This is a genomic window from Pseudomonas oryziphila, assembly GCF_003940825.1.
In the GTDB taxonomy this organism is placed as follows: domain Bacteria; phylum Pseudomonadota; class Gammaproteobacteria; order Pseudomonadales; family Pseudomonadaceae; genus Aquipseudomonas; species Aquipseudomonas sichuanensis.
On sequence record NZ_CP034338.1, the window covers coordinates 567,450 to 587,936 of the forward strand.

Below are 20,487 nucleotides of genomic sequence, written 5' to 3' on the forward strand. Positions count from 1 at the left end.
GACCATGGAACTGGTTTTCGAACTGCTCGACAAACGCCAGCACGGCCGCACCGACTCGCCGAACAAGACCTTTGGCCGCGCCGGTGGCGAGATCGGCCGGGCCAAGGATTGCCACTGGTGCATCGAGGACGACAAACGTCACCTGTCCAGCCATCACGCCCAGGTCACCTACCAGAACGGCGCGTTCTTCCTCACCGACACCAGCAGCAACGGCATCCGCCTGGCCAGCAGCGGTGCGCAGTTGCGCAAGGGCGAGCTGCACCGCATCGAGCAAGGCGCGATTTACCGCATGGGTGACATCGAGGTGCGCGCGCGGCTGATCGACAGCGAGGCCGGCTACGACGTCGGCCTGGGCATGCCGGGTGGCGCCATCATCCCCGACGACGCCTTCCTCGAACTCGACCCCATCAGCGCCCTGGACCACGAAGAAACGCGCCTGCAACCGATGGACGAGCTGGCCGCCCTGGCCATGCCCGAGCCCCCGGCGCGCCAGCGTGCCGACTACGCGCAGATCGACCAGGAAAGCCTGATCGTGCCCACCCTGGTGCCTGCCGTGGCGCCAGAGCCCGCACCTGTGCCGGCCCCGCGCGAACGCCGCGACGACGCCTTCTGGAAGCGCTTCGGCGCGGCCCTGGGCGTCGATCTGGACAACCTCGACGAGCAGGCCCGCGAAGACCTCGCGGTGCAGGCCGCCGGGCTGCTGCGCCACAGCGTCGCCGGGCTGCAACAGAGCCTGCGCACCCGCAGCGAGCTGAAGAACGAACTGCGCCTGTCGCTGACCACCCCGCAAAGCGCCAGCCGCAACCCGATCAAGGCGCCGCTGGAAGCCGACCAGGTGCTCGGCGACCTGCTCAAGCCGCGCCGTGGCGGCCAGCTGTCTGCCGAGCAGGCAGTGGCCCAGGCTTTCCGCGACCTCCAGGCGCACCAGGTGGCCATGCTCGGCGCCAGCCGCCAGGCCCTGCGCAGCACCCTGGAGCACTTCGCCCCGGAGCAGCTGGCGCTGCAATTCGAGCGTCAGGGCCGCCGCGGCCTGTTCGGCAGCCGCTGGAAGGCCTACGTGCGCTACCACCAGGCCCTGGTGGGCAACGAAGACTGGAGCGAGCGCCTGCTGACCAAGGACTTCGCCCGCACTTACGAAGAACAGGTGCGCCTGATCGCTTCGCTCAATCACGACCCGCAAGGATAAAACCCATGACTCGCATCACCCGCACGATGCTCAGGGCGACGTGGGCCCTGGCCACCCTGTCCTGGCTGGCCGGCTGCAGCGCCCTGTCGCCGTACTCGCACATGACCAAGCTCGACCTCACCCTGACCGCCACCGACCAGCTCAACCTGGACATCAACGGCCGGCCGTCGCCGGTGGTGGTGCGCCTGTACGAGCTCAAGCACCCGGTGGCCTTCGAGAGCACCGATTTCTTCACCCTCTACCAGCGCCCGAAAGAAGCCCTGTCGCAGGACATGGTGGCCACCGAGGAGCACGAACTGCGCCCCGGCGAAACCCTGAGCCTGAAGCTCAGCATCGACCCCGACAGCCGCTTCGTCGGCGTCATGGCCGCCTACCGCGACCTCGACCAGGCGCAGTGGCGCCGGGTGCAGGCCATTCGCGCCGGCGAGCGGGTCACCGCCAACCTCTACCTCGACCAGGCCGGCATCCACAACGGTGTGCCGGCCGTGGCGCAAGCGGGTGATCAGCGATGAACGTGCACAAGGTAGTCTGGCAGGAAGGGATGCTGCTGCGTCCCCAGCATTTCCAGCACAACGACCGTTACTACGACAGCCAGATGAAGACCCGCACCCAGCTGCTGGGCACCTACACCTACGGCTTCATCAACCTGGAAATCGACCTGCAGTTCCTCAACATGGGCAAGCTGGTGATCAGCCGCGCCGCCGGCATCCTGCCCGACGGCAGCCTGTTCGAGCTCGACGGCAGCAGCGAGCCGCTGGCCCTGGACGTGCCGCCGAACACCGGCGCCACGCCGATCTTCATGGCCCTGCCGCTGGTCACCGGCAACCACATCGAGGCGCGCCGCCCCGAGCAGTCCGACGTGCTGACCCGCTACACCACCTACGAGGTGGAGGTGTCAGACTCCAACGCCGGCGACGACAACAGCAGCCAGATCAACTGCGCGCGCCCGGACTTCCGCCTGCTGCTGGGCGAGCAGCAAACCGACCAGGCCTACGTCAAGCTCAAGGTCTGCGAGATCCTCGACACCTCGCCCGACGGCGTCATCAGCCTCGACCCGAACTTCGTGCCCACCTACATCCGCACCCACGCCTCGGTGTACCTGCTGTCGTGCCTCAAAGAGGTCATCAGCATGCTGGCGCTGCGGGGCGACACCCTGGCCGAGCGCATCCGCTCCAACGGCAAGGTCGGTGGCGCCGAGGTCGGCGACTTCATGATGCTGCAGCTGATCAACCGCACCGAAATGCTCCTGCGCCACTACCTGAGCCTGGAGCAGGTGCACCCCGAAGAGTTGTACCGCACCTTCCTGATCATGCTCGGCGACCTGTCGACCTTCTCCAGCGACACCAAGCGCCCGCGCCTGGACGCCCGCTACCAGCACAGCGACCAGGGCGCGAGCTTCCGCAAGCTGATGGAGTCGATCCGCCAGGTACTGTCGATGGTGCTCGAGCAGCACGCCATCGAGCTGGAACTGCAACAGCGCCAGTACGGCATCCTGGTGTCGCCGCTGCACGACCCGGGCCTGCTCACCACCGCCTCGTTCGTGCTGGCCGCCAGTGCCAACTGCGAGTCCGAGGAGCTGCGCCAGCGCCTGCCGTCGCACCTCAAGGTCGGCCCGGTGGAGCGCATCCGCCAGCTGGTCAACCTGCACCTGCCCGGGCTCAAGGTCAAACCGCTGCCGGTGGCGCCGCGGCAGATCCCGTTCCACGCCAACAAGACCTATTTCATCGTCGAACTCGACGCCGAAGATCGCAAGAAGATGGACGGTTCCGGTGGCTTCGCCTTCCACGTCACCAGTGAGTTCTCCGATCTCGAACTGAAATTCTGGGCCATCAGGAACTGAGCATGAGCAAGGACATGGATACCCCTCAGGACGACAAGACCGTCCTGTTCAACCAGGATGGCTCGGCACCGCAAGGGCAGGCCCTGACCGCCCTGGGCAGCTCGGCGCGGGCCGAGCCGCTGGAGCAGCGCATGGTCTATTCGGCGCGCCTGCCCTCGAGCGGCAGCTTCAGCGTCGGCCTCAACCCGCTGGTGGCTGCCGCCAGCGAGCTGCTCTCGGAAGTGGTGCGGCTCAAGCACAGCGACACCGCCGAAGACCTGAACAACCTCAAGGAGCGCCTGAGCGCCTGCGTGCGTGCCTTCGAGGCACGCATCCATTACGAGGGCGTGGAGAGCGGCCAGGTCACCGTGGCCCGCTACCTGCTGTGCACCGTGGTCGACGAGGCGGTGGTCACCACCCCCTGGGGCAACGAGAGCCAGTGGTCGCAGATGAGCCTGCTCAGCGCCTTCCACAACGAGACCTTCGGCGGCGAGAAGTTCTTCTCGCTGCTCGACCGCATGTCGAAGAACCCGGTCAAGCATCTGGCGATGCTCGAACTGATGTACCTGTGTCTGTCGCTGGGCTTCGAGGGCAAGTACCGGGTCATCGACCGCGGCATGTCCGAGCTCGAGGGCATCCGTGACGCACTGTTCCGGCAGATCCGCCAGCTGCGCGGCGACGTGCCCCGCGAGCTGTCGCCGCGTTGGGAAGGGCTCGACCAGCAACGCAACAGCCCGGTGCGCATCGTGCCGTGGTGGAGCGTGGCGTTGTTCACCCTGGTGTGCCTGGTGGTGATGTATTCCGGTTTCGCCTGGGTACTGGGCGAACAGCGCGCGACCGTCCTGCAACCCTTCCAGACGCTCGAGCAGCCAGCGGCCCAACCGCGGCAGTGACACAAGGACCTGTGATGAAGAATTTTTTCAAGAAAGTAGGCGCCTTCCTCGCCAAGACCTGGGTCTGGAGCCTGCTGCTGGTGCTGGCCCTGGCGCTGCTGGTGTGGTTCGCCGGCCCGTTGCTGGCCGTGGCCGACAACAAGTTCTGGGAAGACGCCGCCGCGCGGTTGCTGACCATCAGCGTGCTGTTTTTGCTGTGGGGCCTGTGGATGGTGTTCGCCAGCTGGCGCGCCAACAACCGCAAGCAGGAAGAGCTTGAGAGCGAGGACGGCCGCGAGCGCCTGGAACGCGAAGAGCGCAAGGACGAGGAGGCCAGGGAGATCAAGGCCCGCTTCAAGCATGCCTTGTCCACCCTCAAGCATTCGAGCCTGTATGGCGGGCGCAGCGAACGCTGGCGCCGCGACCTGCCCTGGTACCTGGTGCTCGGCCCCCAGGGCGCGGGCAAGACCAGCCTGATCGACCATTCGGGCCTGGAGTTCCCGATCAACGCGCTGGAGCGCAAGCTCGCCCGTGATCCGTCCAGCGGCGATTTCTGCGATTTCTACTTCGCCGAACAGGCCGTGCTGGTGGACACCGCCGGGCGCTTCCTCAACCAGTCCGACAGCGAGATCGACGGCAGCGCCTGGCGCGTGCTGCTCGACCAGCTGCGCCTGCGCCGACGCAACCGCCCGCTCAACGGCGTGGTGGTCACCGTGCCGCTGGACACCCTGTTGGGGGGCGAGGCGGCGGTCAACGACCTGGCGCAGAAAGTCCGCTCGCGCTTGCAGGAGCTGCGCCAGCGCCTGCACGTCGAAGTGCCGGTGTACCTGGTGCTGAGCAAGACCGACCGCCTGCAAGGCTTTGACGCCTTCTTCGACCAGCAGTCGCGCGAAGAGAACGAGCAAGTGTTCGGCATCACCTTCGGCAAGGGCCAGAACGGCGCCGACACCGAGCTGCTGGCCAAGGAATTCCAGGGCCTGCTGCAACGCCTGGGCGACCAGGTCACCCAGCGCATGCACCACGAGCGCAACACCCAGCGCCGCGCGCGCATCCTCGACTTCCCGCACCAGCTGGGGCGCATCGGCGACCAACTGTGCCTGTTCGTCGACGCGGCCTTCACTGGCAACCGCTACCAGCGCGCCAGCCAGCTGCGCGGCTTCTACCTGACCAGCGCGCCGCATCAGGCGCCGCGGGTCGACAGCGACAACGGCTTCCACCCCGGCCAGCCCGGCCGTGGCGCGGTGCAGGGCCGCTCGCGCTTCACCCTGCAACTGTTCAGCCGGGTGATCTTCCCCGAGTACGACCTGGCTGGCCTCGACCAGCGCGAACGCCGCCGCATCCACTGGGGCCAACGGGCCGTCTACCTCGGGGCCCTGGGCGCGCTGGCGCTGTTCGGCGCGCTGTGGGCCGGCAGTTTCTCCGGCAACCACGAACGCCTGGAGCAGGTGCGTGAGCTGGGCCGTCAATGGCAGCGCCAACACCTTGCCCTGGATGCCCGCGATGACGCCCTGGCCGCGCTCAAGCCGCTGGACACCGCCTGGCAGGCCTCACGCGTGTTCCCCGTTCCCGGCGATGTCTCGCTGCTGCAACGCGGCGGCCTGTACCAGGGCGTGCCAGCCAACGAGGTGCTGCAACCGGCCTACCAGCGCGAGCTGGAAACCGTGCTGCTGCCGCGGGTGGCGCAGATGGTCGAAGGGCAGATCCGCAGCAACCTGAAGAACCGCGAGCGCCTGCTCAACAGCCTGCGCGCCTACCTGATGCTCGGCCTGCCCGAGCGCCGCGACCAGGCCTGGCTCAAGGACTGGGTGGCGGCTGGCTGGTCGCAGCGCTACAACGGCAACACGGCCGCCCAGGACAGCCTGAACACCCACTTCGGGCGCCTGCTCGAGCAATCGTTCGCCTACCCGCTCAACGACGCCCTGGTGGCCCAGGCCCGCCAGGTGCTGCGCGCCGAATCGCTGGCCAGCGTGGTGTACCGCGTGCTGCGCGAACAGGCCCGCAGCCTGCCCGAATACCGTCTCAGCCAGCAGCTCGGGCCGCAGGCCGCGCAGTTCGTCGGCATCGACTACCCGATTCCCGGCTTCTACACCTCCCAGGGTTACCAGCAGTACTTCTCGGTGCAGGGCGCCAACCTGGTCAACGACATCCTGCGCGACAACTGGGTGCTGGGCGAGGGCAGCGGCATCAGCGACATGGACATGCGCCGCCTGATGGTGGAGCTGGAGCAGCTGTACTTCCGCGACTACGCCAACTACTGGGGCGAGGCGGTCAACCAGGTCGGCCTGATCCCGTTCAGCGACGCCGGCGAAGGCGCCGATCAGCTGTCGGCGCTGACCGCCGCCAACTCGCCGCTGCTGCTGTTGCTCACCGAGGTGCGCGAGAACACCCGCTTCCCGGTACTGGCCGAAGCCACCGACGAAGGCAACCCGGCCGCCGAAGCCGCCGCCAACAAGGCCGTGGCCAAGAAGCTCGGCAAGGGTGGCGCGGCCGTGGCCGGTGCCGTGGCCGACAAGGCCCGCGACGCCCTGGCCAAGAAGCCGCTGCCGGACACTGCGCGCATGGCCCTGCAACGGCGCTTCGAGCCGCTGCACCGGCTGCTCGACGACAACAACGGCCCGGGCCCCGACCTGGCGCCGACCCTGCAAGCGCTCAACGACCTGCAGCAGCAGCTGGCCGGCCTGGCCCGCTCCAACCAGGCCGAAGAAGCCTCGTACCAGATGGCCAAGGCGCGCATGTCGGGGCAACGTGACGCCCTGAGCAGCCTGCGCAACGGCACCGTGCGCCTGCCGCGCCCGGTGGCCGGCTGGTTCAACCTGCTGTCCGACGACATCTGGCGCATGGTGCTCAACGACACCTACACCTACCTCAACCAGCGCTACCAGAGCGAGCTGTACAGCCACTACGGCCGCACCATCGAGTCGCGCTACCCGTTCAACGCCCATGGCACCAGCGATGTGGCGATCAGCGACTTCCGCGACTTCTTCAAGGCCCAGGGCGTGGCGGACCGCTTCTTCGACACCTACATGCGCCCGTTCGTCAGCGGTGAGCCCGGCGCCTACCGCCTGCGCAGCCTCGACGGCCAGAGCCTGCCGATGACCAAGGCCTACCTCGAGCAGATGAGCGCCGCCCAGACCATCCGCCAGAGCTTCTTCGCGCAGAACCCCGAAGAGCCGCAGGTGCAGTTCAAGCTCGAGCCGTACACCCTCGACCCGGCGGTGAGCCGCGCCGAGTTCCGCTTCGGCGACACGGTGATCGATTACCGCCACGGCCCGATCGTCTCCACCAGCCTGAAGTGGCCGACCGAAGCCCAGGACGGCAACACCAGCCTGACCCTGGAGCAGCTCAACGGCCGCCCCATGGCGCTGGAGAAGAACGGTGGCCCGTGGTCGCTGTTCCGCCTGCTCGACCTGATGCAGACCGAGTACCTCAAGGGCCGCGACACCATGGTGCTCAAGGCCAATGTCGGCGGCATGCGCGCCAACTACCTGCTGACCAGCCAGCGCGCGCCGAACCCGTTCGACCTGAGCGTGCTGCGCGGCTTCCGCCTGCCAGGGGAGCTGTGATGCGCGCAGCCAGCCCTTGGCGCAGCGCGGCGCGCACCGACCCCGGCAAGGTCCGTGCGCGCAACGAGGACGCCTTTCTCGACTGCCCGCAGCACGGGCTGTGGGCGGTCGCCGACGGCATGGGCGGCCACGAGGCCGGTGATATCGCCAGCCAGATGATCGTCGAGAGCCTGGCCGATCTGCCGGCCGCCAGCAGTTTCGACGAGCGCGTGCTCGCCGTGCGCCAGTGCCTGCACTGGATCAACCGGCGCCTGGGCCAGGAGCTGACGGTGAGCGTCGCCGGCCAGGCGCGGGTGATCGGCAGCACCGTGGTGACCCTGCTGCTCGACGGCCGCCGCGGCGCCTGCGTGTGGGCCGGCGACAGCCGCTGCTACCTGTGGCGCGGCCAGCGCCTGTACCAGCTGACCCGCGACCACTCGCTGCAACAGCAGCTGATGGACCAGCAAAGCATGAGCGCCGAGCAGGCCCGCGAGCACCCCTCGGCCCGGGCCCTGACCCGCGCCGTCGGCGCCAGCGCCAGCCTCACCCTGGAAGTGCTGGAGTTCGAGGCGCAGCCGGGCGACGTGTTCCTGCTGTGCAGTGACGGCCTCTACGACGGCCTGGAGAGCGGCGGCCTGGGCCACGCCCTGGACCTGGCCTCGCCCGGCGAGGCCCTGCAACGCCTGTTCGACACCGCCCTGGGCGGCGCGGCGAAAGACAACCTGACCGCAGTGGTGATCCACCGATGAACCTTGGCAGCGGCGACGCGCTCGACGTGCTCGACGCCCTTGAGCAGGGCAGCGAGTCGACTTACTTTGCATTCACCCAGGCCAGCGAGGCCGAGCCCGCCCGCACCGGCAAGGCGCGGCGCAAGCGGCGCGGCAAGGGCCGCGCGCAACCCGCGCCGGCCCCGGCCGTGCGGGCGCTGGCGCCGATCCCCGACGTGCTCGCCGGGCGCTACCGCCTGGAACGCCTGCTCGGCGCCGGCGGCATGGGCCTGGTGTATCGCGCCCGCGACCTGCTGCAGGAGGGCTTCGGTGACCCACAACCGTTGCTGGCGGTGAAGCTGATGAGCGACCAGTTGGCCACGGCGCCCGACGCCAACGCCCTGCTGTTCAACGAGTTCGCCCTCACCAGCCGCCTGCGCCACCCCAACCTGGTGCGCCTGCAAGGCTTCGCCATCGACCCGCAGAGCGAACGCGGCTTCATCACCATGGAGCTGATGCGCGGCACCTCGCTGGACCGCCTGCTCTGTGACCAGCCGCTGGGCCTGGCCTGGGCGCAAGTGCGCGAGATCGCCGTGCCGCTGCTCGACGCCCTGGCCTGCGTGCATGCCCAGGGCGTGGTGCACGGCGACCTCAAGCCCAGCAACGTGATGCTCGGCGACGACGGCCTGCGGCTGTTCGACTTCGGCCTGGGCCTGGCCCTGGACGGCCCGCTGGCCGGCCTGCCGCACCTGAGCCATGGCCGCTTCGAAGCCTGGACCCCGGCCTACGCCGCCCCCGAACTGTTCGAGGGCGGCACGCCGAGTAGCGCCAGCGACCTGTATGCGGTGGCGTGCGTGCTGTACGAGCTGATTACCGGCCGTCACCCCTTCGAGCGCGTGCCGTCGCTCAAGGCCCGTGACCAGGGCATGCAACTGGCGGCCAAGGCCCCGCCCGGCATGCCAGGCAAGGCCTGGACCGCGCTGCGCCGGGCCCTGGCCTTCGACCCCGAGCAGCGCCGCGTCGATGCCGGGCAGTTGCGCGACGCCTTCGCCGCGCAAGGCTTCTGGGCCAGGCTCCGGCGATGACGCCAGGCCACGGACGCATTAACACGAATTCACGCACATAGAGGGACAAGGATGTTTGCCGCCGCGAACCAGACCCATTTCAGCCTGCACATCGACGGGTTGGAGCATGACTTCCAAGTGCTTGCCTTCGATGGCAACGAAGCCATCAGCCAGCCCTACGCCATCGACCTGGAGCTGGTCAGCGAGCGCCCTTCGCTGGACCTGGAGAACCTGCTGCACAAGCCCGCGTTCCTTCAGCTCGGCGACGACGGCCGTGGCCTGCACGGCCTGATCTACCGCGCCGCGCAAGGCGAAGCGGGCAAGCGCCTGACCCGCTACCAGGTGACCCTGCGCCCGCAGCTGGCGTACCTGGCCCACCGCATCAACCAGCGCATGTTCCAGCACATGACCGTGCCGAAGATCATTGCCCAGGTGCTGGAAGAGCACGGCATTCTCGCCAACGCCTATCAGTTCCAGCTCGGTGCCGTGTATCCGGACCGTGAGTACTGCGTGCAGTACGACGAGTCCAACCTGCAATTCATCCAGCGCCTGTGCGAAGAGGAGGGGATTCACTACCACTTCCGCCACAGCGCCGACGGCCACCAACTGGTGTTCGGCGACGACCAGACGGTGTTCCCCAAGCTGGCGCCGGTGCAGTTCCAGCACGACTCCGGCCTGGTCGCCGACACGCCGATGATCAAGCGCTTCGCCCTGCGCCTGGAAACCCGCACCAGCAGCGTCACCCGTCGCGATTACGACTTCAAGAAGCCGCTGATCCAGCTCGAAGGCGCCGCCGACAGCCTCGACGAACCGGCCCTGGAAGACTACGACTACCCCGGCCGCTTCCTCGACCGACCACGCGGCAAGCACCTGGCCACCCGCGCTCTGGAACGCCACCGCAGCGACTACCAGCAGGCCAGCGGCGACAGCGACCAGCCGCTGCTCGCCAGCGGGCACTTCCTCACCCTGGGCAGCCACCCCAACGCCCAGTGGAACGACCTGTGGCTGCTCACTGACGTGCACCACCAGGGGCGCCAGCCGCAGGTACTGGAAGAGGCCATCACCAGCGACGTCGACGCCAAGTACGATGGCTTCCAGCAGGGCTACCGCAACTTCTTCGTGGTTACCCCGTGGCAGCAGCCGTACCGTCCGCCGCTGAAACACCCGAAACCCAAGGTGCTGGGTGATCAGCGCGCCGTGGTCAGCGGGCCGGCTGGTGAAGAGATATACTGCGACGAGTTCGGCCGCATCAAGGTGCAGTTCTTCTGGGACCGCGAAGGCCAGGCCGACGACAAGTCCAGCGTGTGGATGCGCGTGGCTTCGAGCTGGGCCGGGCAGGGCATCGCTGGCCTGCAACTACCGCGCATCGGCATGGAGGTATTGGTCAGCTTCCTCGAAGGCGACCCCGACCAGCCGCTGGTGACCGGCTGCCTGTACCACGGCGTGAACATGCCGCACTACAAGCTGCCCGACCTCAAGACCCTGGCCACCATCAAGAGCAAGGAATACAAGGGTAGCCGCGGCAACGAACTGCGCATCGACGACACCACCAGCGAAATCAGCATCGCCCTGCGCAGCGACCACGGCGCCAGTGCGCTGAACCTCGGTTACCTCACCCACCCGCGCCCCTCCGGCGGCGCCCCGCGTGGTGAAGGTTTCGAACTGCGCACCGACCGCCACGGCGCCATCCGCGCTGCTGGCGGCCTGCTGCTCACCACCGAACCTCGCGCCAACGAAGCCAAGCACCACAAGGACCTGCCCGAAACCGCCGAACGCCTGGCCACCGCCAGTGACCAGCAGGACAGCCTGGCGGAACTGGCCAAGCAAATGCAGGCCCAGGAGCCCGGCGACCAGGACACCGTGGCCAAGGACCTGCACAAGCAGCACCAGGGCATCCTCGGCAGCGGCCCGGGCGACCTGAGCAAAAACGAGTTCGCCGAATTCACCCAACCGCACCTGGTGGTGTCGAGCCCTGCCGGCATTGCCCTGACCACCCCCGGCCCAAACCACCTCACCAGCGGCAGCCACCTGGCCCTGAGCAGCACTGGCCACACCAGCATGGCCATCGGCAAGCGTCTGCTGGCCAGTGCCAGCCAAGGCATGCGCCTGTTCGTGCAGAGTCTCGGCCTGCGCCTGGTGGCAGCCTCCGGCGACATCGACTTCCGTGCGCTGAAGGACAACATCAACCTGTTGGCCAAGCTCGACATCACCGCCAATGCCGATCGCATCACCCTCAAGGCCAAGACCGAGCTGGTGGTACAAGGCGGCGGCAGCGGCACGACCTACAACGCCGGCGGCATCACCCACGTCACCAGCGCCAACTACACCGCCCACGCCGCGCAGTTCGCCCATATCGGCGGGGCGAGCATGGCCGGCACCTTCCCCGAACCGCCCAAGCCGGGCAAGGGCGCGCTGGAGCTGTTCAACCTGTACGCCAACACCAAAGGCATCAAGGCCGGCGACTACGAAGTCACCGATGCCCTGGGCACAGTGCTCAAGGGCGCGCTGGACGGGCAGGGGTTCAATACCGTCTCCGGCGCGGCGCCGGGGCCGGCCATGGCCAAGTTCGGCCTCGACACGGCCGATACCTGGAGCCTCGGCAGCTTTGCCAAGGGGCTGCCCTGGCCGAAGCTGCCCGTGGCCGAAGAGGGCACGCCGTCGCTGCTCGAATCGATGTACGCCAAGCTCGCCCCCGACGGCAGCGGCGGCATGCTGGACAAGGCCAAGCAACTGGCCAGCAGTGGCATGAGTGCGGCGAAGACCGGCATGGGCCTGCTCAAGACCGGGCAGAACACCCTGCAAAGCGCGCAGCAGGTGCAAGCCGCGCTCAAGGGCGGCGTGGCTGGCTTGCCGCAACTGGCCTCTGCCGCCAGCTCGGCGCTGCCGGCCGCTTCTGGCGCGCTGGGCGCCGCCGGCAAGGCCGGTGCCGCCGTCCAGGGCGCCATGGCCAGCCTGCCCAAGCTGCCGACCCTGCCCAAACTCCCCGACTTCAAGGCGCCGAGCCTGAACACCCTGACTGACCTGATGCCAGGCGAGCTGATCTCATGACTGCACAGAATGCCGCAACAAACGAAAACGCCCGTGCCCCTCAGGTCGCGATCACCCCACTGGCCGAGGTGCAGATCGAGGACGTTGGCCGTGGCGCAGTGGTGTTCGATACCTGGCTGCGTAACACCAGCGCCAGCTTCGTCACCCTCGAACGCCTCAAGGGCGTGGCCGGCAACGTGGCCGTGGCGGGCAACATCATCGCCCTGGTGGATGCCTTGGGCGATATCGCCATCCTCAGCCGCAACAAGGTGCCCGACCCGATCGACTGCGCCACCTACGGCATCAACCTGATCGGCCTGGTCACTTCCCCCGCCAGCGCTGCGGCGGCCCGCATGGCCCTGCGCCCGATGCTGTTCATCGTGCGCCAGGAGGGCAAGCAGGTGTTGGGCGATGCGCTGATCGAGCTGATGGTCGGCCACCTCAACGCCGATATCGTCGGCAGCATCGACGACTTCGTCGGCCAGGCCGCAGGCAATCTCAAGGCCGCACTGGCCGAGGCTGCCACCCTCGGCGAGCAGTTGATCCTCGACATCGCCGGCGGCCTGGCTACCCTGGCCGCTGGCCCGGCTCCCGCCAGCGTGGCGGCCGGTGGCGGGGGCAGCCTGCTGCTGCATGACCCGCAAGCCAGCATCGGCAACTACCTGGCCGCTGCCTTCAACGCCTACAAGAGCGCCGGCAAGGGCATGACCAGCGCCGACGTCAGCCCCGCGCTCAGCGCCGCCGGCAAGACCGAACTGCTGGCCCACAGCGCCCGCCTGCGCCTGCTGGCCCCGCTGGTGCGCGGCGAGATCCTCAAGCTGGGTGACGCCGGCAGCCCCGGCTCCATCGAGGCCCTGCGCCTGACCCTGGCCAGCAGCGTCAAGCAGTGGCGCCAACGCAACCCGCAACAGGTGGTGGCCAACGTCAAGGCGGGCGGCACCAGCAAGGCCCGCCACCAGCTGGCCGAAGGCAAAGTCGAGACGCAAAAGGAGCAGATGCCCGCGTCCCAGGCCCCCAATCAGTGCAAGAACGGCGCCCCGGCCAACACCTGCAACAGCATCAACTTCGCCCTGGGCAGCGAGACCCTGCAGCACACCGACTTCAGCCTGCCCGGCCCGTTCCCGATCAGCTGGACCCGCACCTACCACTCGCGCCTGGCCGCCCTCGACAGCGGCAGCCTCGGCGCCCGCTGGATCACCGCCTTCACCACCTGCATCGATGTGCAGGACGATGGCCTGCTGCTGCACGATATCGACGGCCGCAGCCACGCCTACCCGCTGCCCAAGGTCGGCAAAACCCATTACGACGCGGTCGAGTACCGTGGCCTGACCCGCACCACCGACACCCAGCTCATCCTCTCGCGCGGGCAGGAACGCCACGAGACCTACGAGCGCGTCGGCGAGCGTTTTCACCTGGTGCATATCGTCATGCGCAACGGCGTCGGCGCGATGCTGCACTACGAGCACAGCCACAACGGCTGCCCGGTGCTGTCGGACATCAACACCTACGCCGACAACGACCCGACCAAGGTGCACCTGCAACTGGGCACGCTGCTCGATGACCACGGCCATATCCAGGGCCTGTGGCAAGTGGTCGACGGCAAGCCGCTGCGCCAGCTGTGCGCCTACCACTACGACGACCAGGGCGACCTGATCGCCGCCCAGGACGAACACGGCGCCGCCTGGCGCTACCAGTACCAGCACCACCTGATCACCCGCTACACCGACCGCACCGAGCGCGGCCTGAACCTGGAATGGGACGGCAGCGGCCCGCACGCCCGGGCGATCCGCGAATGGGCCGACGATGGCAGCTTCGAAACCCGCCTGGCGTGGGATGAGCACATCCGCCTGACCACCGTGACCGACGCCCACGGCGGCCAGACCCGCCACTACTACGACGCCGACGGTTACACCTACCGCATCCAGCACGCTGACGAGCGCTCGGAGTGGCTGTTCCGCGACGCCCGCAAGAACGTGATCCGCCACCTGCACGCCGACGGCAGCCAGGATCGCTACACCTACGATGAACGCAGCAACCGCCTGCAGCACATCCGCGCCGACCATACCGTCGTGCACTACGCCTACGACGACAAGGACCAGCTGATCAAGATCAGCGATGCCGAAGGCGGCCTGTGGCTGCGCGACTACGACGATGTCGGCAACCTGGTCGAAACGGTCGACCCGCTGGGCAACAAGACCGAATTTGCCTACACCTCGACGGGACTGTTGAAGGCGATCAAGGACGCCAACGGCAACGAAAAGAAGATGGCGTATAACGACGCCGGGCAACTGCTCGAGTACACCGACTGTTCCGGAAAGACCAGTAAATGGGAGTACGACGAACTGGGGCGCCTGGTGCAGGCCAGTAATGCGCTGGGCGAGAGCATCCAGTACGCCTACAAGGCGGGGCAGTTGAGCAAGGTCACCCATGCGGACATGACCGAGGAGCGTTTCGAACGCGATGCCGAAGGCCGGTTGCTGGCCCATGTCGATGCGCTGGACCGCTGTACCACCTGGAGCTACACCCGCGCCGGAATGCTCGCCGAGCGTGTCGATGCGCTGGAGCACAAGCTGCGCTACCGCTGGGACAAGCTCGGCCGGTTGCTCAGCCTGGAGAACCAGAACGAGAGCCGCGCCAGCTTCGTTTACGACCTGGCCGGGCGCCGCCTGGAAGAGACCGGCTTCGATGGCCTGACCACCCGCTACCAGTACGACCCGAGCAGCGGTCGGCTGGCGAGCACCCAGGTCGGCCAGCGCCGCATCGACCTGCGCTTCGATGCCATGGGGCGCCTGGTCGAGCGCTGCGCAAGCCAGGGCGATCAGCAGCAGAGCGAAACCTTCGCCTACGATGGCAACGGCAAGTTGATCCAGGCGCTCAATGCCGTCAGCAAACTGCAGTGGTTCTACGATGACGCCGGCAACCTGACCCGCGAACATCAGCACTACCTGATGACCGGCGACCCGATGGTGGCGGTATGGCGTCATGAGTACGATGCGCTGAACCGCCGCACCGCCACAATCCGCCCCGACGGGCACAAGGTCAGCTGGCTGACCTACGGCAGCGGCCACCTGCTGGGCATGACCCTCGATCAGCACGAGATGCTCGCCTACGAGCGCGATGACCTTCACCGCGAAGTCGTGCGCCACCAGGGCAACAAGCTCATGCAGATGCAGCGCTGGGGCAAGACAGGGCTCCCTGAGGAGCAATGGCTCGGCAGCCATGACGGCAAGACTGCCCTGCTCAAGCGCCAGTATGAATACGACACGGTGGGGCAGTTGACCGATATCCACGACAGCCGCCGTGGCCAGCTGGCGTATCAGTACGACCCCCTGGGGCGCTTGTTGCAGGCCAACAGCCGCCTGGGCGCCGAAACCTTCGCCTTCGACCCGGCGGGCAACCTGCTGGACGAAACCCAGCAGCTCAACCGCCCCCTGGAAGAAGACGCCCGGCGCAACAAGGTGATGGACAACCTGCTGCGCACCTATGCCGGCAGCCAGTACCGTTACGACGAGCGCGGCAACCTGAGCCATCGCCTGCAAGACGGTGCGCAGGCGCACTTCACCTGGGACCTGTTCAACCGGCTGGTGCGTTACAACGACGACAGGCTCAAGGTCGAATACAGCTATGACGCCCTGGGTCGTCGCCTGCACAAGCATTCGCTCGCCCATTACTGGGACAAGCCCGAGGCCGGCACCGGCTGGAACCAGCTGGAACGGGCCAGGCGCCAGCGTGAACTGCACTGCGGCTTCACCCTGTATGGCTGGGACGGCGAAACCCTGGCCTGGGAAAGCTCGCCGCCGCTGGATGAGGGCGATACCGGCCGCACCGTGCACTACCTGTACGAGCCCGGCAGCTTCGTGCCGGTCGCCCAGGCCCTGCACAACCGCCCGGTACGCCTGTTCAAACAGCCGGACTGGGCGGGGCGCGAGTACGACTTCGACCGTGATCCGCTGTGGCACACCGAGGTCAAACCGCAGGCCTTCGATGCCATGGCCTGGTACCACTGTGACCATCTGGGCACGCCGCAAGAGCTCACCGATGAGCAGGGGGACGTGGTCTGGAGTGCGCATTACACCGCATGGGGCGAAATACGCGAGGAGCGAACGGAGCAAGCCAGATTGCAGGGGGTGAGCAATCCGATTCGCTTCCAGGGGCAATACCAAGACCCGGAAACGGCGCTGCACTACAACCGCTATCGGTATTACGAGCCGAAAATGGCGCGGTATGTGTCCAGGGACCCGATTGGGATGCAGGGTGGGCTGAACGTCTACAGCTACGTGAGTAACGCGCCTGTTATGCGTGCGGACCCGTTGGGCTTGTGGGATGTACCGTTTGCCAACATGCCGGGCGTGCAGGAACGTGCTTCGTTGGGCATGCACATGATGAAGAATGGTGAGTCGCCGGAGGCCATTTCCAGAGCAATGTCACCACCACCGCCCAAGCCGATTGCGACAGGTGAATGTCGGATAACAGGGACCCTTGCGGCTGGTTCGGGCGTTTCTGTTGCAGGGAAATTCAATGAGGTATCGGGAAGGAGTGTTGAAGTTGGAGTGCCGATGATCGCAGTGGCGGCACGGGCTACTGCAACTTGTGGTTTGAAGTTTGCTGATCCGGACGCCAAGTCACTTCGCGCCGCTGCCGGTGTAGGGTTCAGTTTAGGTATATTCAGCGTGGATATAAGCCAAACATCTACGTGGCCTGAGGTGTATATCGGAGTGGGGCCAGGTATTGGGCCGGAAATTGATGTGCCTGTTACGCCTGCTGTCTCAGGCACCGCTTTCTAAAGGTGATGTATGTGTGAGATTGTTCAGTTCGTGAGAATTGCCATATTTGTGGTCTGTGCTGGGTTGGTTTTCACTTCGATCATTTGCGCGAACGCATATTGCAAGAAAGTGGGTGTGAATATGAACACCTTCGAAGGCATGCTTGAGATGTATCGGAGGGTGTTCAAATTCGAGAATAAGCTGTTGTCGATCCTGGTGCTGTTCAGCATGTACGGCGGAGCTTTGATGGTGTTTGGGCTTATGGGCTTGACCCTCTGGGGTGAGGCGCAGGGGTGTGATTTTCATATCAATGATCGGTCCATAAGGTAGCCAGATACGGCGAGTACAGCGATGGCGTCTTCGGACGCCATCCGTACAAAAGGCCATTGTCGGTAGCGCCAGGGGAGCAGTGAGGTTAGTGCTTTTCGATATCAGGACTGTCCCGAATTCAGCATGCCCTGATATCGATATCGGTGTAGGCCACTGTATTGGGGCTGAACTCGAGGCTCCATACTTTTCGACCCTTATGTAACTATTTTTCTGTAGTTGAGTGAGAGTTTATTGTGTGTGTATGGTTGGAGCTGTTGATTGAGATTGTGTATTGGGGGTGGCAATTATGTTGGTTGTCACGGTGCTCTACGGGCATTTTTACTCAAAGAGAAACGGGATAAATATTAATACATTCCCTGGGATGCTTGAGTTGTTTGGTCATGTTTTTAAGTTTAAAGATAAAGTGTTGTCCGGTCTGTATATTTTTTCTATGTACGGCGGTGCGATTATTGGTATTGGTTTGGCTGTGTTGATTTTTTATGCGCAATCCAAGGGGTGTGATATCCATGTCAAAGTCAGTATAGGTTGATGTTTAGGTGTGTGTTGCGAGGCTAGGGGTGTGCCAAATGATCAGTGTGTGTACGAAAAAATCAGGGGCTTCGCTGTCAATCCGCGCTACCTCATACAGTGCCTGAATACTGGGTTGAATATGATTTATTGAGGTTTGTGTATGTGTGATGGAATTGATGTTGCGAGGAAATTATTGTTCGCGCTTTGCATGCTTGTGCTTTTTCTGACTATCGTATATATGGCTGTTTATGCGAAAAGGGAGGGGGTTGATTTTAATACGGTGGGCGGGTTGCTTGAGGTGTATCGGCGTGCGTTTGCGCGTGAGCATAAAATGCTATTTTGGGTAGTGCTTATTGGGATTTATGGGAATACGCTGATTTTGCTTTTTTCATTTTGGCTTTATTACTGGGGGCTCTCTGAGGGGTGTGTCTTCAAGCTGAACGGTAGATGGTCAAATCTGTAGAATTGCTGGGTTTTTTGGATTGCGAAGCGCTCCTTTACCCGATATCAAATAGTGTCAAAGATGCCGCAAATTCAGGCTTTGCTGCCGCGTTGCGGCAGATCGCGGGGCAAGTCGCATCGGCGCACCGCCGCTCCCACAAAATCTTTCGTACAGAGCCTAGATAAAAGCTCCCCCGGCACAGAACGCGCCCGTCAATCCTGCTGCGTCCCGGGAACGCCAAATCCATACCCTTGCAACAGGTCCTGACGAATGCTGGTCCCCAGGGCATACAGCCTGTCCTGTTGAGGTGCGGCCCAGTCAATCGCCGCACTGGCCAGGGCAAGGGTCAGGCCGAGGGCTTCCTCGCCCTGCTGCGGCAGGTCGCCCGCCGACACCTTCGGCTTGCCGGCAATCAGCGACACGCTGGCCAGCAGCAGCGCGTAAACCCCTAGCAGTTTCAGGTACAGGCCAAGCGGTTGTGCCTTCACCAGGCGCAGCAGGTAGGACAGCGCACGGAACCCATGCACGGCCAGCCCACAGAGGATTAGCAGGGCAGCCACGCCGGGAGTGATCAGATCGCGGTAGCTGTCGCGGCCCAGGGTCGAAAGATCGCTCGCCGAGGCGACGCGCTGCTTCATCAGTTCACGGGCGTCGTGCTGCAGCGTGGGCAGGTAGACCGAGCGCACGTAATACTCCTCGGTCAGGTAGGCATACAGGGTGAGGCTCGGCGGCAGCGCCAAGTCCTGGCGCCACTGCCCCTGGATGGCATCCACCGCCAGGAACGCCGGGCGCTTGAGGCCGGGTTCGATCCAGCCGGCATTGATCCGCTGCTGCAGCAGTGTTGCGTAGTGGTTGCGTGCGTCACGTCGCACCTGGCTGGCCACGGCGCGGTTGAAACCGGGGCGGTCGTCGGGCCGCCAGAGGTCGTTGACCGGTACGTTCATCTGCTCGCGCAGGACATGGCGCACGTCTTGCCATTCGCTGCTGGGCAGGGTCCAGGGGTTGAGGTTGCGCCCGCGGCTGCTGAGCAGGCGCAGGTAGTCGGTCCAGGCCTGGCCCTGGCGCTGGAGGATGGCCAGGCGGCTGGTGGCCCCCGCGTAGTAAAGGCTGGCGCGACGGTATTGGCGGTAGTTGTCTTCCTGCCGCCCCGTGGCCTGGCGGTAGCGCTCATAGTTGCGCTGCAGGCCGCCGCGCTGCTGGTCGGCGAGTTGTTCGAACAAGGCCTGCGGGGTCAGGCCTTCTGTGGCCTTCAGCGCGGTGATGTGCGGCAGGCGCAGGGCCAGTTCGGCCAGTTGCAGTTTGCCTTGCGGGCTGCGCAGTTGCTCGGCTGTTGCGGCCTGGCCATCCAGACGCAGGTCGTGGTGCAGCATGAGGTTGAGCAACGGGATGCCGAAGGCGGCCTGGGCCTGCTGCTCGGGGCTGGCCTGTTCGACCAGGCTGTCCACCAGCAGGCGCTGGGCGTGATAGCCGAGGTACAGGCAGCTGCCGCAGGTGATCAAGGCCCAGAGTACCGTGCGCCCGAACGGCCAACCCTGGCGCATGCTCTTGCGCAGCAGGCAACTGAGTACCAGCAGGGCCAGGGCGGCGGCGCCCAGCCATTGGCCCTGGCGGGCGAAATTTTGCAGCAGGGAATGTGGCACGAGGCTGCCGACCAGATCGGTCAGTTGCGCGAGGTAGCCCAGCGCGAGCACCAGGTAGATCACGGTCGGTACCAGCATCAGCCGCGCAAAGCAGCATTCCTGGGCGCGGGTCAGCGGCAGGTCGCCACCCCACAAGGCGCGGGCCAGGCGTTGCCAGGGTGTGTGTTCCTGGCCATGGGCGGAACGTAGCAACAAGGCGCCGATCATCAGGCACTGCCTGCTTGGCAAAGGAAAAGGGCAGGGCTGGGCGAAGTGGGCTCTGGGGTGTTCACGCGCGGCTTTCCTTGTCGAATCGGTGGAGCGTCCATTGAATGCGGCGCGATAGTAGCACGTTGATGTTAGCGGCGCGGGGGCAGCCCTGAGCCATGCGCAGGATGGCCTGTAAACCATGGGAAGATCTGGTCGCTGACTTTTTGCTCAAGTGCGCAAGAAGTTGCGCACTTCAATGTGGATAAGTCTGTGGATAAGCGCTGTGGGCATTGCTGTGTATGGCCTGCAGCCATATGCGCAACTTTTTGCCAGCACTGCGCAAGAAGTTGCGCAACTTTTGAATGCTCATCGCTCAAGTAGGCACTCGAATGGATG

Annotated in this window: 12 protein-coding genes; 11 read left to right on the forward strand and 1 reads right to left on the reverse strand. The window is 65.5% G+C overall.

Annotated elements, in window-relative coordinates:
* The first annotated feature begins 4 nt into the window (after positions 1 to 4).
* The 11 genes from tagH (at position 5) to EJA05_RS02815 (ending at position 17,839) form a co-directional block, all read left to right on the forward strand.
* Positions 5 to 1,186, forward strand: a complete 1,182-nt coding sequence (gene tagH, locus EJA05_RS02765) for a type VI secretion system-associated FHA domain protein TagH (protein WP_125857240.1) — start codon at positions 5 to 7, stop codon at positions 1,184 to 1,186.
* Between the two features lie 5 nt (positions 1,187 to 1,191).
* Positions 1,192 to 1,698 (forward strand): type VI secretion system lipoprotein TssJ, encoded by a 507-nt coding sequence (tssJ, locus tag EJA05_RS02770; RefSeq protein ID WP_110996300.1) that lies wholly within the window; start codon positions 1,192 to 1,194, stop codon positions 1,696 to 1,698.
* Positions 1,695 to 3,026, forward strand: coding sequence for a type VI secretion system baseplate subunit TssK (gene tssK, locus EJA05_RS02775; RefSeq protein ID WP_110996301.1), 1,332 nt, complete (start codon positions 1,695 to 1,697; stop codon positions 3,024 to 3,026). The genes tssJ and tssK overlap by 4 nt, the downstream gene beginning before the upstream one ends.
* A 2-nt stretch (positions 3,027 to 3,028) precedes the next feature.
* Positions 3,029 to 3,898, forward strand: coding sequence for a type IVB secretion system protein IcmH/DotU (icmH, locus tag EJA05_RS02780; protein WP_125462397.1), 870 nt, complete (start codon positions 3,029 to 3,031; stop codon positions 3,896 to 3,898).
* A gap of 14 nt (positions 3,899 to 3,912) precedes the next feature.
* Complete coding sequence (gene tssM, locus EJA05_RS02785; RefSeq protein WP_125857241.1) at positions 3,913 to 7,440, forward strand: type VI secretion system membrane subunit TssM; 3,528 nt, start codon at positions 3,913 to 3,915, stop codon at positions 7,438 to 7,440.
* Positions 7,440 to 8,168, forward strand: coding sequence for a PP2C family protein-serine/threonine phosphatase (locus EJA05_RS02790; protein WP_125462399.1), 729 nt, complete (start codon positions 7,440 to 7,442; stop codon positions 8,166 to 8,168). Before tssM ends, EJA05_RS02790 begins: the two co-directional genes overlap by 1 nt.
* A complete protein-coding gene (locus tag EJA05_RS02795; protein WP_125857242.1) occupies positions 8,165 to 9,211 on the forward strand; it encodes a serine/threonine-protein kinase in 1,047 nt (348 codons plus the stop codon). The genes EJA05_RS02790 and EJA05_RS02795 overlap by 4 nt, the downstream gene beginning before the upstream one ends.
* Before the next feature lie 51 nt (positions 9,212 to 9,262).
* Positions 9,263 to 12,238: a type VI secretion system Vgr family protein gene (locus tag EJA05_RS02800; RefSeq protein WP_125857243.1), complete on the forward strand. Its 2,976-nt coding sequence runs from the start codon at positions 9,263 to 9,265 to the stop codon at positions 12,236 to 12,238.
* Positions 12,235 to 17,001: an RHS repeat-associated core domain-containing protein gene (locus EJA05_RS02805; protein WP_223811880.1), complete on the forward strand. Its 4,767-nt coding sequence runs from the start codon at positions 12,235 to 12,237 to the stop codon at positions 16,999 to 17,001. Before EJA05_RS02800 ends, EJA05_RS02805 begins: the two co-directional genes overlap by 4 nt.
* A gap of 120 nt (positions 17,002 to 17,121) precedes the next feature.
* Entirely contained in the window at positions 17,122 to 17,310 is a 189-nt protein-coding gene (locus EJA05_RS02810) for a hypothetical protein (RefSeq protein WP_125462402.1), read from the forward strand.
* Positions 17,311 to 17,596: 286 nt separating this feature from the next.
* Positions 17,597 to 17,839: a hypothetical protein gene (locus EJA05_RS02815; RefSeq protein ID WP_125857244.1), complete on the forward strand. Its 243-nt coding sequence runs from the start codon at positions 17,597 to 17,599 to the stop codon at positions 17,837 to 17,839.
* Positions 17,840 to 18,474: 635 nt separating this feature from the next.
* Here EJA05_RS02815 and EJA05_RS02820 read toward each other — a convergent pair.
* Positions 18,475 to 20,109: a hypothetical protein gene (locus tag EJA05_RS02820; protein ID WP_125857245.1), complete on the reverse strand. Its 1,635-nt coding sequence runs from the start codon at positions 20,107 to 20,109 to the stop codon at positions 18,475 to 18,477.
* Between the last annotated feature and the right edge of the window lie 378 nt (positions 20,110 to 20,487).

Coding starts and splice junctions, on each gene's coding strand:
- EJA05_RS02820 (WP_125857245.1), bottom strand. CDS start 20,109: ATGATCGGCGCCTTGTTGCTACGTTCCGCCCATGGCCAGGAACACACA.
- EJA05_RS02790 (WP_125462399.1), top strand. CDS start 7,440: ATGCGCGCAGCCAGCCCTTGGCGCAGCGCGGCGCGCACCGACCCCGGC.
- tssM (WP_125857241.1), top strand. CDS start 3,913: ATGAAGAATTTTTTCAAGAAAGTAGGCGCCTTCCTCGCCAAGACCTGG.
- EJA05_RS02805 (WP_223811880.1), top strand. CDS start 12,235: ATGACTGCACAGAATGCCGCAACAAACGAAAACGCCCGTGCCCCTCAG.
- tssK (WP_110996301.1), top strand. CDS start 1,695: ATGAACGTGCACAAGGTAGTCTGGCAGGAAGGGATGCTGCTGCGTCCC.
- EJA05_RS02810 (WP_125462402.1), top strand. CDS start 17,122: ATGAACACCTTCGAAGGCATGCTTGAGATGTATCGGAGGGTGTTCAAA.
- EJA05_RS02815 (WP_125857244.1), top strand. CDS start 17,597: ATGTTGGTTGTCACGGTGCTCTACGGGCATTTTTACTCAAAGAGAAAC.
- tagH (WP_125857240.1), top strand. CDS start 5: ATGGAACTGGTTTTCGAACTGCTCGACAAACGCCAGCACGGCCGCACC.
- tssJ (WP_110996300.1), top strand. CDS start 1,192: ATGACTCGCATCACCCGCACGATGCTCAGGGCGACGTGGGCCCTGGCC.
- EJA05_RS02795 (WP_125857242.1), top strand. CDS start 8,165: ATGAACCTTGGCAGCGGCGACGCGCTCGACGTGCTCGACGCCCTTGAG.
- icmH (WP_125462397.1), top strand. CDS start 3,029: ATGAGCAAGGACATGGATACCCCTCAGGACGACAAGACCGTCCTGTTC.
- EJA05_RS02800 (WP_125857243.1), top strand. CDS start 9,263: ATGTTTGCCGCCGCGAACCAGACCCATTTCAGCCTGCACATCGACGGG.